Annotated in this window: 13 protein-coding genes and 2 pseudogenes; 7 read left to right on the top strand and 8 right to left on the bottom strand. The window is 59.0% G+C overall.

The window, feature by feature from the left end:
* Nucleotides 1-5: 5 nt before the first annotated feature.
* Nucleotides 6-1,712, bottom strand: coding sequence for a ShlB/FhaC/HecB family hemolysin secretion/activation protein (locus ASC74_RS17110; protein WP_056742672.1), 1,707 nt, complete (start codon nt 1,710-1,712; stop codon nt 6-8).
* Between the two features lie 203 nt (nt 1,713-1,915).
* Between ASC74_RS17110 and ASC74_RS17105 the strand changes: the two genes are divergently transcribed.
* A complete protein-coding gene (locus ASC74_RS17105; RefSeq protein ID WP_056742670.1) occupies nt 1,916-2,191 on the top strand; it encodes a hypothetical protein in 276 nt (91 codons plus the stop codon).
* 71 nt (nt 2,192-2,262) lie between these two features.
* Here ASC74_RS17105 and ASC74_RS17100 read toward each other — a convergent pair whose 3' ends face one another.
* Complete coding sequence (locus ASC74_RS17100) at nt 2,263-3,609, bottom strand: DEAD/DEAH box helicase (protein WP_008153197.1); 1,347 nt, start codon at nt 3,607-3,609, stop codon at nt 2,263-2,265.
* Nucleotides 3,610-3,802: 193 nt separating this feature from the next.
* Here ASC74_RS17100 and ASC74_RS17095 point away from each other — a divergent pair, with 193 nt between their 5' ends.
* On the top strand, nt 3,803-5,101 hold the full coding sequence (locus ASC74_RS17095; protein WP_056742667.1) for a mechanosensitive ion channel family protein: 1,299 nt from the start codon (nt 3,803-3,805) through the stop codon (nt 5,099-5,101).
* 10 nt (nt 5,102-5,111) lie between these two features.
* Here ASC74_RS17095 and ASC74_RS17090 read toward each other — a convergent pair whose 3' ends face one another.
* Nucleotides 5,112-5,960 (bottom strand): mechanosensitive ion channel family protein, encoded by an 849-nt coding sequence (locus ASC74_RS17090; RefSeq protein ID WP_056742665.1) that lies wholly within the window; start codon nt 5,958-5,960, stop codon nt 5,112-5,114.
* 79 nt (nt 5,961-6,039) lie between these two features.
* Between ASC74_RS17090 and ASC74_RS32695 the strand changes: the two are divergent.
* Nucleotides 6,040-6,111: pseudogene (locus ASC74_RS32695) on the top strand (hypothetical protein); the annotation flags it as partial.
* A gap of 70 nt (nt 6,112-6,181) precedes the next feature.
* Here the strand turns inward: ASC74_RS32695 and ASC74_RS17085 are convergent.
* The 4 genes from ASC74_RS17085 to ASC74_RS17070 form a co-directional block, all read right to left on the bottom strand.
* On the bottom strand, nt 6,182-6,682 hold the full coding sequence (locus tag ASC74_RS17085) for a MepB family protein (protein WP_056742663.1): 501 nt from the start codon (nt 6,680-6,682) through the stop codon (nt 6,182-6,184).
* Complete coding sequence (locus ASC74_RS17080; RefSeq protein ID WP_056742662.1) at nt 6,679-7,557, bottom strand: carboxylate/amino acid/amine transporter; 879 nt, start codon at nt 7,555-7,557, stop codon at nt 6,679-6,681. Before ASC74_RS17080 ends, ASC74_RS17085 begins: the two co-directional genes overlap by 4 nt.
* Before the next feature lie 248 nt (nt 7,558-7,805).
* Entirely contained in the window at nt 7,806-8,405 is a 600-nt protein-coding gene (locus tag ASC74_RS17075) for an FMN-dependent NADH-azoreductase (RefSeq protein ID WP_056742661.1), read from the bottom strand.
* A 167-nt stretch (nt 8,406-8,572) separates the two neighbouring features.
* A complete protein-coding gene (locus tag ASC74_RS17070) occupies nt 8,573-8,902 on the bottom strand; it encodes a hypothetical protein (RefSeq protein WP_056742660.1) in 330 nt (109 codons plus the stop codon).
* 49 nt (nt 8,903-8,951) lie between these two features.
* Between ASC74_RS17070 and ASC74_RS17065 the strand changes: the two genes are divergently transcribed.
* The 4 genes and pseudogenes from ASC74_RS17065 (at nt 8,952) to ASC74_RS17050 (ending at nt 13,171) form a co-directional block, all read left to right on the top strand.
* Nucleotides 8,952-9,875, top strand: coding sequence for a LysR family transcriptional regulator (locus ASC74_RS17065; RefSeq protein WP_056742659.1), 924 nt, complete (start codon nt 8,952-8,954; stop codon nt 9,873-9,875).
* Nucleotides 9,876-9,889: 14 nt separating this feature from the next.
* A pseudogene (locus ASC74_RS17060) lies at nt 9,890-10,695 on the top strand (alpha/beta fold hydrolase).
* Between the two features lie 3 nt (nt 10,696-10,698).
* Nucleotides 10,699-11,256, top strand: a complete 558-nt coding sequence (locus ASC74_RS17055) for a peptidylprolyl isomerase (protein ID WP_046048081.1) — start codon at nt 10,699-10,701, stop codon at nt 11,254-11,256.
* Between the two features lie 82 nt (nt 11,257-11,338).
* Entirely contained in the window at nt 11,339-13,171 is a 1,833-nt protein-coding gene (locus tag ASC74_RS17050) for an ABC transporter ATP-binding protein (protein WP_056742655.1), read from the top strand.
* Nucleotides 13,172-13,194: 23 nt separating this feature from the next.
* Here the strand turns inward: ASC74_RS17050 and ASC74_RS17045 are convergent, their stop codons facing one another.
* Nucleotides 13,195-14,319: a GNAT family N-acetyltransferase gene (locus tag ASC74_RS17045; RefSeq protein ID WP_056742653.1), complete on the bottom strand. Its 1,125-nt coding sequence runs from the start codon at nt 14,317-14,319 to the stop codon at nt 13,195-13,197.
* Between the last annotated feature and the right edge of the window lie 23 nt (nt 14,320-14,342).

Raw genomic sequence — 14,342 nt, 5'->3', positions numbered from 1 at the left:
CGAAATTAGAGAAAGAAATCCACGCGGAAATAGATCGGCGCTTCGCGCTCGGCCAGGGTGTCCGGACGTTCGAGGGAATGGGCAAAAGTCACGCTGGCGGCCAGGTGCTGACCACGGGCAAACAACTCCACCGAGTTGCTGGACATGCGTCCGTGCTGGTCACCGTTGTAGCGATCGCCACGAATCACGCCCTGGTCGTAACCGAGGCTGGTGCCGTATTCGGCGAACACCGGGCGCATCCATTCCAGGGTCACCGGACGGGTCCAGCGCAGGTCATTGCGCCAGTAGCCGCCGCTGTCGCCGGACAAGGATTGGTCCTTGTAACCGCGAATCGACGATTGCCCGCCAAGGCTGGTGCGTTGCGGGCTGAACAGCACGTCTTCACTGCGCTGGCCGGTCATCAGGCTGCTGAAACTGAACGACTCGCCCCACACCTTGAACGGCTGCAGGTAGCTCGCGGTCGCGGTGTATTTGCGGTAGCGCGCGTTCGGTTCGCCAGGGCCCGGGTGACCGTTGCCCTGCGCATCAAACGCGCCGATACCTTGCTGCATACCGAGGTCAATGTTGACGAACGCACTGCCGACTCGCCGACCGTGGTTGATGCCGAACTGCGCTTCGCTGATGCGGTTGCTGCTCAGCTTGAGCTTGCTGTCTTCGATGAAGTTGTTGGTGCGCAGGTAAGAGAGACCGGTGCTGAGGGAGGTCTTGCTCACGGCATCACGATGGATCACCCGCTCGGCGCGCAACTGATGGTTTTCGCTGTCGCCGGTTTGCTTGAAATTGAAGCCATTGGCTTGAGCCTGCGAGCGGTACTCACTCTGGCTGTAGGTGTAGTTGAAGTTCCACCAGCCCCACGGCAGGTTGTAATTGAGCATCGCGTTGTTGGAGGTGTGCTGGTGATCGGTCATCGCATCGTGACCGCCACGCAACATCAACTGATCCGCCAAACCCAGCGGGCTGTCCCAATCAAATGTCGTGCCCCACTGCTGCTCGCCGGTGCTGCGCTGGCCGTCATTACTGCGGGACAACCCGGCACGCCACGGCTTTTGCGGGGTGTTCTTGACCAGCACTTCACTGCCGCCGACGTTCTTGCCCGGCGCCAACTCCATCTGCGCCTGATTCGATGGCAAGCGGTTGAGCTGATCGACCAGTTGCTCGATTTCCCGCAGGTTGACCAACTCGCCAGTCTTGCCGGGAAAAGCCATGCCCAACTCGCGGTCCGACAGCTTGCTGCCCTCCGCGCCTTTCAAGCCTTCGAGCTTGCCCTCGACCACCAGCACCTTCAGATGCCCGCCGGACAAATCCTGCTGCGGCAAGTAGGCACGACTGGTGACCAGACCTTTTTCGATGTAGTGGTCGGTGATGACTTTCAGCAGTTCGTTGAGCTGGGTGACACCCAGGCACTGACCGATGTACGGCTTGAGCAGACGACTTTTTTCGCTCTCGGAGAGACTGTCGGCGCCTTTGAGTTCGATGTCTTTGATCGGAAAACAACGGGTATCAGCGGGCGCCGCCGGTGCTGCCGGCTTGACTTCCTTGCCGGGTAATTCCTTAAGCTCTTCGAGACGCCGACGTTGCTCTTCAAGCAGGCGATCCTGGCGTTCGCGGATGAGGTCGGTTTCCCCTGGAGTCGGGGCTGCGTGAGCAAGATTTAGCGGAGAAAGGCACAGCAAAGCCAGGCACAACCTCGCCACGAGGGCGGGTGGGTACATGTTCGATCCCTCGAAATGGAGACTGATAGCACAATAGTGGCGCGATACTAAAGAGCCATCATTCTGACGTCAAATAACAGATCAGAAGGAGCGAGAAAGCCGACGAACGGTAATGTCAGTTCTGCTAAAGGATGATGAGTGAACTTTCACAATCACGTGGCCTCAACCGATTAACCGCCCGACACGGAACCGAGGCCTGACCTATGAAAACCCTGCTCAAACTCACCCTCGCCGCCACCCTCGCCTGCGCCCTCCCCGTCTGGGCCTGCACGCCCGAAGAAGCCACCATTAAGCGCGAACAACTGGCCAAGGAAGTCGCCAAGCTCACCGAACAAAACCCAGCCAAGGCCAAGGAGATCAACGCCGAGTTGCAGAAGATGGATTTGGGAACGGCCAGCAAGGATCTGCCGGACAAGTGCCAGTTGATTGATCAGCGATTGAAGGAGCTGGGGGCAGCAGAGAAGAAAACCGAGAGTTAATCAAACTCAGGAATTTCAGGCATAAAAAAACCGGACACATGTCCGGTTTTTTATTGGATCGCTACCGCGCTTTATTCAGCAGCCGGCGCTTCCGGCTTGCGGCGCTTCAACGGCGCCATGCCGTCCTTGCTGACCAGCGACAGGGCGTCGGTCTTCGGGCGGTTGGCGATTTTGCGTTTGGTCGGGGCCTTGGCGCCGGTTTTCTTCTTGTCGCCTTTGGCGTCGACTTTTTTCTTCTTCACGCCAACGGCTTTGCCTGAGGCCTTGACCTTTTTCGGTCCGCCGTAGGTGCCTTTGACTTCCTTGATGGTGCGGCGCTCGAAGCTCTGCTTGAGGTAGCGCTCGACGCTCGACATCAGGTTCCAGTCGCCGTGGCAGATCAGCGAGATGGCCAGGCCATCGTTGCCGGCGCGACCGGTGCGACCGATGCGGTGAACGTATTCGTCGCCGCTGCGCGGCATGTCGAAGTTGATCACCAGGTCCAGGCCTTCCACGTCGAGGCCGCGAGCGGCAACGTCAGTGGCGACGAGGATTTTCACGCCGCCCTGCTTCAGACGGTCGATGGCCAGCTTGCGATCCTTCTGGTCTTTGTCACCGTGCAGGACGAACGCTTTGTATTCCTGCGCTACCAGGCGGCCGTAGATACGGTCGGCCATGGCCCGGGTGTTGGTGAACACGATGGCCTTCTGGTAGGTCTCGTTGGCCAGCAGCCAGTTCACGATCTGTTCTTTGTGCTGGTTGTGGTCAGCGGTGATGATCTGCTGACGGGTGGTCGCATTCAGATCGCTGACGTTGTTCAGCTGCAGGTGCTCAGGGTTGTTCAACACCTTGGCGACCATCTCGCGCAGGCCCGAACCACCGGTGGTGGCGGAGAACAGCATGGTCTGCTGGCGGTTGGTGCACTCTTCCACCAGACGCTGGACGTCTTCGGCAAAGCCCATGTCGAGCATGCGGTCGGCTTCGTCGAGGACCAGTACTTCGACTTCCTTGAGGTCGAGGTTGCCGGCGTTCAGTTGCTCGATCATCCGGCCCGGCGTACCGATCAGGATGTCCGGCACCTTGCGCAGCATGGCGGCCTGGACCTTGAAGTCTTCACCGCCGGTGATCAGACCGGACTTGATGAAGGTGAACTGAGCGAAACGCTCAACTTCCTTGATGGTCTGCTGGGCCAGCTCGCGGGTCGGCAGCAGGATCAGGGTCTTGATGCTGACGCGGACTTTAGCCGGGCCGATCAGACGGTTGAGGATCGGCAAAACGAATGCAGCGGTTTTGCCGCTACCGGTTTGCGCTGTCACCCGCAGGTCACGCCCTTGGAGCGCCAGCGGAATAGCCGCTGCTTGCACTGGCGTTGGCTCGACAAATTTAAGCTCGGCCACGGCTTTGAGCAGGCGTTCGTGCAGGGCGAATTGGGAAAACACGGGTGCTACCTCGAAGAAATACAAAAAAACAGCTGCATAGGGTAACGGTTTCGAGCGCTCAGGCCGAGTTTCTTTATACAAACGGCGCTAAACAGTGGTTTTTTTGTTGCGCCTTTTGTCCTCAAACGTCATCCAAAGCGTCTTAAATGCTCTAATCGCCCTGTCGCGTCCTACAGAAGAACCGTTTTTGCCCATGGATATCAAACAGCTCTGGCTCAACGTCCAAGATCTTTGGGGTGCCCTTGATCAGCACCCTCTCCTGCATTCCAGCCTGGCATTAGTGGTATTGCTGGTGGTTGCGCTGGTCCTCGGACGAGTGGCGCGCTACCTCATTCTGCATGCGACCAAAATGCTCGGTCGCCAGCCGGCGTTGCATTGGGTCAACGACTTGCGGCACAACAAAGTGTTTCATCGCCTGGCACAGATGACCCCGTCGCTGGTGATCCAGTTCGGCCTGTATCTGGTGCCGGAGCTGGGCAAAACCAGTCTGATCTTCCTTGGTAACGTCGCGCTGGCATTTACCATTCTGTTTTTGCTATTGGCGGTCAGTGCCCTGCTCAGCGCCCTGCTCGACATCTACGCGCGCACCGAACATGCCCGTACCCGCTCGATCAAAGGCTACGTACAACTGGCGAAAATGGTCTTGTACGTCTTTGGCGCGATCATCATCGTCGCCACGCTGATCGACCGTTCGCCGCTGTTGCTGCTGTCGGGGCTGGGCGCCATGTCGGCGGTGATTCTGTTGGTCTACAAGGACACCCTGCTGTCGTTCGTCGCCAGCGTGCAGCTGACCAGCAATGACATGCTGCGGGTCGGCGACTGGATCGAGATGCCGCAAGTCGGTGCCGACGGTGATGTGGTCGACATCACGCTGCACACGGTCAAGGTGCAGAATTTCGACAAGACCATCGTGTCGATTCCGACCTGGCGCCTGATGTCCGAGTCGTTCAAGAACTGGCGTGGCATGCAGCAATCCGGTGGGCGACGGATCAAGCGCAGCCTGTTCATCGACGCCAGTGGCGTGCGGTTCATCCGCGATGACGAAGAGCAGAAGCTTTCCCAGGTGCATCTGCTGACCGACTACATCAGTCGCAAGCAGGCTGAACTCAAGGCCTGGAACGAAGCCCAGGGTAATGTGGCGGCGATGTCGGCCAACCGTCGGCGGATGACCAATATCGGGACCTTCCGCGCCTATGCACTGGCGTATTTGAAGAGTCACCCGGAAATTCAGCCGAACATGACCTGCATGGTTCGCCAGATGCAAACCACTGCGCAGGGGATTCCGTTGGAAATCTACTGCTTCACCCGCACCACCGTGTGGGCGGATTACGAGCGGATTCAGGGGGATATTTTCGATTACCTGCTGGCGGTGTTGCCGGAGTTCGGCTTGAGCCTGTATCAGCAGCCGAGTGGAGGTGACTTAAGAGCCGGGCTGCTCCCGGCGATACTGGGCGCAAGCCACATCCCTGGGCCAGAAAAACACATCATGTAACCACCTCGGCTCACCCGGCATGCTGTTGGATGATCACCGTCTGCGCCGGCATCGGGGCCGGGAAACCGGCTTCACCGAGGGAATCTTTGATGGTGCGGTTGGTGTCGAAATAAACCTGCCAATAGTGCTCGTTGTGGCAGTAAGGACGCACCGCCAACACCGGACCGACCAGATTGAACTCTAAAATCTCCACCTCCACTGCCGGCTCGGCAAGCACATTGGGGATCGTGGCAATGTGTTGTTTCAGCAAGGCCGCCGCCGCTTTCCAGTCGGCCGCGCCCGATAGCTGTGCTTTCAGTTCGACACGGCGGAACGGGTTGTGGGTGAAGTTCTGGATGTTGTCGCTGAAAATCTTGTTATTACCGACCAGCGTCAGCACGTTATCCGGGGTGTTGATCGCGGTAGCGAACAGACCGATCTCGGTGACCGTACCCGTCACCCCACCCGCGCAGATGAAGTCGCCGACCTTGAATGGGCGCAGGACAATAATAAACGCGCCCGCCGCCAGATTGGCCAGCAACCCCGACCAGGCCAGACCGATCGCAAGACCGACCGCAGCGAGCAGCGCGGCGAAGGTGGTCGTCTGCATGCCCAGGTAGCCGAGGATACCGATCACCAGAATGATGTTCAGCGTCACGGTAATGGCTGAGCCAACATAGCGCAGCACGGTCGGGTCGACCTTCTGTTTGCCCAGAGCCCGCTGCACCATGCCGACAGCAAAACCTATCAGCCAGCGGCCGACGATCCAGAAGGCGATGGCGGAGAGGATCTTCACCGCGAAAGCGGCACCATACTGTTGCACCAGCGCGATTAACGCGTTGAACTTCGCGGTGGTAACGTTAACGATAGTCTCGTCCATGGCTGGGGCCCAGAGGTGAAGAATTGGTTCCGAAACCCTAGCACAGCCTGTATGCCCCGCCAGTCAAAGGGCTGATGGGGTCGACAAGACCATCGTTTCGATTCCGACCTGGCGCCTGATGTCCGAGTCATTCAAGAACTGGCGTGGTGTTGGGCGCAAGCCATATTCCCGAGAATGAAAAACACGTCATGTAACACCTCGCTCCCGCAGGGGTTTAAGGGCTATTTTCCAAAGAGCCGGCGCACCTGAACGGGATCGGCGTTACCCCTTTGGTCAAGCGCAATGAAGTATTTGAGCTGCCATTGCTGCGTTTTCACAGCTTGTTTGGCGACGGGCCTGGACCACGGCGGATAGACACGAAACGCCCGCTTGCCACCTTCACCATCAATCGACATGACCCCTTTGGCGGCTAGTATCTTCTGGTCAAACACAAACTGCCCGCGATGGGGTTCATCAGCAACGCTCACCACCACAAAGGCGACGTCATCGCCGCTATCGAGCGGGGCAATCTCGCTGGTCGGCGTTGGCCGCTTCCACAGCGTGACGAACTGACCAATCTTGGTCGGCGTGGTTTTCGCCACTCGGAAGACAATCACCTGGCCATCGAGGCCGAAGCGGCAGGCGCCGTATTCGGCACTCTCCTCCTCGCGCCGAGCTTCATCCGTTAACGTCATACCTGCGGGCTTGTAGATCTGCTCGATGGCGGCGATCAGGTCCGTCATGGCCGCTCCCGCAACGGCAGCACTTCTCGCCTGACACCCAACCGGCTGATCCACACTGCCATCAAAATCACCGATCCACCGAGGAACAACCGCCCCAGCGCTTCATGCTGATTCCAGATCAGCAAGTTGATCAGCAACCCCACCGGCACATGCAGGTTGTTCATCACCGCCAGCGTCCCGCCGTTCACCAGGCACGCGCCCTTGTTCCACCAGTACAACCCGAGCGCAGTCGAGACCAGGCCGAGGAACACCAGCACGCCCCATTGCAGCGGTGCTTCGGGCAGGAAGTTCTGTTTGCCAAACAACAGAAACGCCGGCAACGCCACCGCCAATGCCCCCAGGTAGAAGTAGCCAAAGCGCCGGTAATGCGGCAAATCACTCGGATGGCGGGCCACCAGATGCTTATAGAGCACCTGCCCGGCGGCGTAGGTGAAGTTGGCCAGTTGCAGCAGCAGGAAGCCCATGAAGAAGTCGGGGTTGATCCGGTCGTAGCGAATCACCGCCGCGCCCATCACCGCCACCAGTGCCGCGATCAATGCCCACGGATTGAAGCGCCGACTCAGCGCGTCTTCGATCAAGGTCACGTGCAGCGGGGTGAGGATGGTGAACAGCAACACCTCCGGCACCGTCAAAACTCGAAAGCTCAGGTACAGGCAGACGTAGGTCACACCGAACTGCAACGCGCCGATCAACAGCATGCCGCGCATGAACGCCGGTTCAACCGAACGCCAGCGGGTCAACGGAATGAACACCAGCCCCGCCAGTACCACTCGCACCAGCACCGCGAAGTAACTGTCGACATGACCGGCCAGGTATTCGCCGATCAAGCTGAAGGAAAACGCCTGAATCAGCGTGACAAAAAGTAGATAGCCCATGTTCGCCTCATTTCGAATGGCGGCGACGATAGCGGTTTTTGCCTGTTATCGCGAACCGTCAGGTCCCACAGGGTTTTATGCCCGCCCATCAAATCGCAGGCAAAAAAAAGCCCGATCTCGCTAAAGCGTTCAATCGGGCTACAGCACTCAGGAGCAACAAGTGCAAAGGGAGGTTCGATACGCGTAAAGCCATGAAGGGGTTGCGCCAGGCCACTTGAACATCAAGGGATTATCTGGCGATTAAAGCTTCAGGCGACGAGGGAAAGCTTGGCGTTGGCCTGGCTCAGGCCTTTCTCCTGGAAGTCACCGCCCAGGTTCATGCCTTCGGCGTGAATGAACGTTACGTCGTGAATCCCGATGAAGCCCATGACCTGACGCAGGTACGGTTCCTGGTGATCCGCGGTGCTGCCGGCGTAGATCCCGCCGCGGGCGGTCAGCACGTAGGCACGCTTGCCGCTGAGCAAGCCTTGCGGGCCGGTGTCGGTGTACTTGAACGTCACGCCGGCACGCAGCACGTGGTCGAGCCAGGCTTTGAGGGTGCTCGGGATGGCGAAGTTGTACATCGGCGCGGCCATGACCAGTACGTCGGCGGCCAGCAGTTCGTCGGTCAACTGATTGGAGCGTTCCAGGGAAACCTGTTCGATGTCGTTGCGCTGCTCGGCAGGTTTCATCCAGCCGCCCAGCAGGTTGATATCCAGATGCGGCACCGGGTTGACGGCCAGGTCACGAACGGTGATCTGGTCGTTCGGGTGTGCGGTTTGCCACTGGCTGATGAAGGTCTGGGTCAGTTGACGCGAAACCGAGTCTTGCTGACGAGCGCTGCTTTCGATGATCAGAACGCGGGACATGGGATGTAGCCTCCATCTGAGAATGTTGTAAGTCGATGGAGTGAAGGTTAAACAGAGTTAAATCGATGAAAAAGCGCAAATAACTGCTATAAACCATCAATAAATTCGTTTATAAGCGGAGCATGCCTTGTGGGAGCGAGCAGGCTCGCTCCCACAGTAGCTTGATGCTATTTCGGGGTGCAGGTCAGCTTGATACGCATCTTGATGATGCTCCGGTTGAACTTGGCGGTGGCATTTTTGTGTTTACCCGCGGCCACTTCGATATTGCGGGTACGTGGTGCTTCCGGGCCATTGTTGAAAACGACCTTACAGGCCGCATCGGTGGTGCCGTAGTTGTTCACCTGAATGGAGGCAATGTCGCTATCCGTGTCATACGCGTTGTAGTCGATGCTCAAGCCGTTCAGCTGTTTTTCAACGTCGATCGGATAGGCAAACGCCGTCAGCGGCAGCATCGCCAGCAACACACAACCCGATACCACACAACAAAGCTTTTTCATTCAGCAGTCTCCAAAATGGACTGCCAGCTTAGGACAAGAGGAGCTATTCATGAAAGCGCCCCGCGTGACCCTTGATCAATGGCGAACGTTACAGGCCGTGGTCGACCACGGCGGTTTCGCCCAGGCCGCCGAAGCGCTGCACCGCTCGCAATCATCGGTGAGCTACACCGTGGCGCGCATGCAGGACCAGCTCGGCGTGCCGCTGTTGCGCATCGACGGCCGCAAAGCGGTGCTGACCGAAGCCGGCGGCGTGCTGCTGCGCCGTTCGCGGCAACTGGTGAAACAGGCCAGTCAGCTGGAAGACCTGGCCCATCACATGGAACAAGGCTGGGAAGCGGAAGTACGGCTGGTGGTCGACGCCGCCTACCCGAGCGCCCGCCTCGTCCGCGCCTTGACCGCGTTCATGCCGCAGAGCCGTGGCTGCCGGGTGCGTCTGCGCGAGGAGGTTCTATCCGGCGTAGAGGAAGTCTTGCTCGAAGGAGTGGCCGATCTGGCCATTACTGGCTTCAGCATTCCCGGGTATCTGGGCGCGGAATTGAGCGACGTCGAGTTTGTGGCTGTCGCTCACCCTGAACACCCGCTGCATCGTCTGAACCGCGAACTGAACTTCCAGGATCTGGAATCCCAGATGCAAGTGGTGATTCGCGACTCCGGTCGCCAGCAGCCACGGGACGTCGGCTGGCTCGGCGCGGAACAGCGCTGGACCGTCGGCAGCCTGGCCACCGCGGCAACTTTTGTCAGCAGCGGCCTGGGTTTCGCCTGGTTGCCTCGGCACATGATCGAACGGGAACTTAAGGAAGGTCTGCTCAAGCTGCTACCGTTGGACCAGGGTGGCAGCCGCAACCCGAGCTTCTACCTGTACTCGAACAAGGACAAACCCTTGGGTCCGGCCACGCAGATTCTCATCGAACTGCTGCGCACTTTCGACACTGCACCGCTGGATGCACCTTTCGCCGCCCCTGAACAAGCCTGACACGGAGTGTACGCATGGCCTATTTCGAACACGAAGGTTGCAACCTGCACTATGAGGAATATGGCCACGGCACGCCGTTGCTGCTGGTCCACGGGCTGGGCTCCAGCACCCTGGACTGGGAAAAGCAGATCCCGGCGCTGTCGGCCCGCTACCGGGTGATCGTCCCGGATGTACGCGGCCACGGTCGCTCCGACAAACCCCGCGAGCGCTACAGCATCGCCGGGTTCAGCGCCGACCTGATCGCCCTCATTGAACACCTGAACCTCGGCCCCACTCATTACGTGGGCCTGTCCATGGGCGGCATGATCGGTTTTCAACTGGCCGTGGATCAGCCGCAATTGCTCAAAAGCCTGTGCATCGTCAACAGCGCGCCCGAGGTCAAACTGCGCAGCCGCGACGATTACTGGCAGTGGTTCAAGCGCTGGAGCCTGATGCGCGTTCTCAGTCTGGGCGCCATCGGCACGGCCCTGGGCGGCAAGCTATTTCCCAAACCCGAACAGGGTGACCTGCGACAAAAAATGGCCGAGCGCTGGGCAAAAAACGACAAACATGCTTATCTCGCCAGCTTCGATGCGATCGTTGGCTGGGGGGTTCAGGAACGACTTTCAAGGGTCTCCTGTCCAACCCTCATCGTCAGCGCCGACCGTGACTACACACCGGTCTCGCTGAAAGAAACCTATGTAAAACTGCTGCCCGATGCGCGGCTGGTGGTGATCGCCGATTCGCGCCACGCCACCCCGCTGGATCAACCCGAAATGTTCAACCAAACGCTGCTCGAGTTTCTCACCGCAGTCGACACCACCTCACTCAGGATCACTGACCCATGCTGAAAAAAATCGCCCTCGTCGCTGGCTCCGTTCTGTTTGCCGCCAACCTGATGGCCGCAACGCCCGCCAAGGCGCCGCACGTGCTGCTGGAAACCACTAACGGCCAGATCGAGATCGAACTGGACCCGGTCAAAGCGCCGATCAGTACCAAGAACTTCCTTGATTACGTCAACAGCGGCTTCTACAACAACACGATTTTTCACCGTGTGATTCCAGGGTTCATGGTCCAGGGCGGCGGTTTCACTCAACAAATGCAGCAGAAAGAAACCAAGGCACCGATCAAGAACGAGTCGAAAAACGGTCTGCATAACGTCCGTGGCACGCTGTCCATGGCCCGCACCTCTAATCCTGATTCGGCCACTAGCCAGTTCTTCGTCAACGTCAAGGACAACGACTTCCTCGACAGCGGTGACGGCTATGCGGTCTTCGGTAAAGTCGTGAAAGGCATGGACGTGGTGGACGTCATCGTCAACTCGCAAACCACCACCCGTGGCGGCATGAAAGATGTGCCAGCCGACCCTGTGTTCATCAAGTCGGCCAAAGTCATCGACTAAGCTACACAGGAAGTATTGAGCGGCTGCCGGAGTGCGCCGCTCACACTGTTCAAAGGAGAGCCCGTGCGCGGGCGGAGAACTGATGCTTTATCGCCGTTTCGAGAAACTGATCGACATTTTCCGCGATGCCCCGACGGCCGCTCCGCCGGATCGGGTTCTGCCTTTTTATACCTATTACTTGAAGCAGGTCTGGCCGAGTTTTGCTGTTCTGCTGTTCGTCGGTCTGATCGGTGCGCTGATCGAAGTGGCGCTGTTCAGTTACCTGAGTCGCATCATCGACCTGACCCAAGGCACGCCTAACGTCGATTTCTTCAAGGAACACGGCATCGAGCTGGCCTGGATGGCGGTGGTAGCCCTGGTTTTTCGGCCGATTTTTGTTGGCCTGCATGACCTGCTGGTGCACCAGACCCTGAGCCCCAGCATGACCAGCCTGATTCGCTGGCAGAACCACAGTTATGTGCTCAAACAGAGCCTGAATTTCTTCCAGAACGACTTCGCCGGGCGCATCGCTCAACGCATCATGCAAACCGGCAACTCGCTACGCGATTCGGCCGTGCAAGCGGTGGACGCGCTGTGGCACGTGTTGATCTACGCGATCAGTTCGCTGGTGCTGTTCGCCGAAGCCGACTGGCACCTGATGATCCCGCTGCTGACCTGGATCGTCGCTTTCATCAGTGCCCTTTACTACTTCGTGCCACGGGTGAAGGAACGCTCGGTGGTGTCCTCCGATGCGCGCTCCAAACTCATGGGGCGGATCGTCGACGGCTACACCAACATCACCACCCTGAAGCTGTTCGCCCACACCAACTTCGAGCAGCAATACGCTCGCGAAGCGATCAAGGAACAAACCGAAAAAGCCCAACTGGCCGGCCGGGTGGTCACCAGCATGGACGTGGTCATCACCAGCATGAACGGCTTGCTGATCGTCGGCACCACCGGCCTGGCCCTGTGGCTGTGGACGCAGTCGTTGATCACCGTAGGCGCGATTGCCCTGGCCACCGGTCTGGTGATCCGCATCGTCAACATGTCCGGCTGGATCATGTGGGTGGTCACCGGCATTTTCGAAAACATCGGCATGGTTCAGGACGGTTTGCAGACCATTTCTCAACCGGTCAGCGTCACCGATCGCGAGCAGGCCAAACCGTTGCTGGTCACCCGTGGCGAAGTGCGTTTCGAGCACGTGGATTTCCACTATGGCAAGAAGAGCGGGATCATCGGCGACCTCAACCTGACCATCAAGCCCGGCGAGAAAATCGGCCTGATCGGCCCGTCCGGTGCCGGCAAGTCAACCCTGGTCAACCTGCTGCTGCGCCTCTATGACGTGGAGGGCGGACGCATCCTCATCGACGGCCAGAACATCGCCGAAGTCGGCCAGGAAAGCCTGCGCGAGCGCATCGGCATGATCACCCAGGACACGTCCTTGCTGCATCGCTCGATCCGCGACAATTTGCTGTACGGCAAACCCGACGCCACCGACGCCGAACTCTGGGAAGCGGTGCACAAGGCCCGCGCCGACGAGTTCATCCCGTTGTTGTCGGACTCCGAAGGCCGCACCGGTTTCGATGCCCATGTCGGTGAACGCGGGGTGAAACTCTCCGGCGGCCAGCGTCAGCGCATTGCGATTGCTCGCGTGCTGCTCAAGGACGCGCCGATCCTGATCATGGACGAGGCCACCTCAGCGCTCGACTCGGAAGTCGAAGCGGCGATCCAGGAAAGCCTGGAAACCCTGATGCAGGGCAAAACCGTAATCGCCATCGCTCACCGGCTCTCGACCATCGCCCGCATGGACCGGCTGGTGGTGCTGGAAAAAGGCAAGATCGCCGAAACCGGCAGCCACGCCGAACTGCTGGCCCATGGCGGGTTGTATGCGCGGTTGTGGCAGCACCAGACGGGTGGATTTGTCGGGATCGATTGAACCTTCTTCCCTGATAGTTCCCATCAGTCTTGCCGGTAAGGCAAGGCCGTCCTCGCTTCCTCGGCATACGCCAGCACGCCAACGCGCTCTTGCTGCAGGAAGTCTTTGACGGCGGCTTTCAGGCCGGGATGGCGCAAGTAGTGCCATGAATGAGTGATCACGGGTTCGAACCCGCGAATCAACTTGTGCTCGCCCTGGGCACCAGCATCGAAACGCTGGAAGCCGTTGGCAATCGCGTAGTCCATGCCCTGGTAGAAACAGGTCTCGAAGTGCAGACGATCAAACTCCGCCAGACAGCCCCAGTAACGACCGTAAAAACTGTCGCCCCCCACCAGACTGAAGGCCATGGCCACCGGCCGTGAGCCTTGCTTGGCCAACACCACGCGGATCGACTCTGGCATGCGCTCGGCCAGCAAACTGAAAAACTCCCGCGTCAGATAGGGCGCTTGCCGACGCACTGCGTAGGTGTTGGCGTAGCAGGCATAGACAAAATCCCACTGCACCTGATCGAGTTGCCTGCCTTCAAGCCATTCGAAATCAATGCCCTGCCCCGCCACTTGTTCGCGTTCCTTGCGCATCTGCTTGCGCTTGCGCGAACTGAGGACATCGAGGAAGTCCTGAAAGTCCCGATAGCCGCGATTCTGCCAGTGGTACTGACAGCCGATACGCTGCAACCAGCCTGGCTGCTCTGCCAGGGCCGCGTCGGTGAACGGGTCGGTGAAGTTGATGTGGGCACTGGAGAGTTGTTCGATTTCAAGGTAGCCCGGCAGGCTTTTCAACAGTTCGAAACCGTCCTCGAGCGTGGCCGCCAGCAAACGCGGGCCACTGACCGGACTGAACGGCACAGCCGTCAGCAATTTGGGGTAGTAATCGATACCGGCACGCTCACAGGCATCAGCCCAGGCGTGATCGAACACGTACTCGCCGTAGGAATGCCATTTGCGATAACTGGGCAGCGCGGCAATCAGGCGATCGCCTTCGATGTGCAACAAATGCTCGGGTTGCCAGCCGGAATGCGGGCCGACGCTGCCGCTGTCTTCCAGCGCGCTGAGAAAGGCGTGGCGCAGAAAAGGCTGATTCTCGGGCACCAGGGCATCCCACGTCTGCGACGCGATTTCGGACAGACTTTCCAGACGTTGCAGCGGCATCAGTTCTTCCCTACTTCTTTGCG

Origin of the sequence: Pseudomonas sp. Root329 (assembly GCF_001424925.1) — a bacterium.
In the GTDB taxonomy this organism is placed as follows: Bacteria; Pseudomonadota; Gammaproteobacteria; order Pseudomonadales; family Pseudomonadaceae; genus Aquipseudomonas; species Aquipseudomonas arabinosi.
The sequence above is the reverse complement of the archived record's forward strand: the minus strand, read 5'-3'. Positions and strand labels throughout refer to the sequence as shown.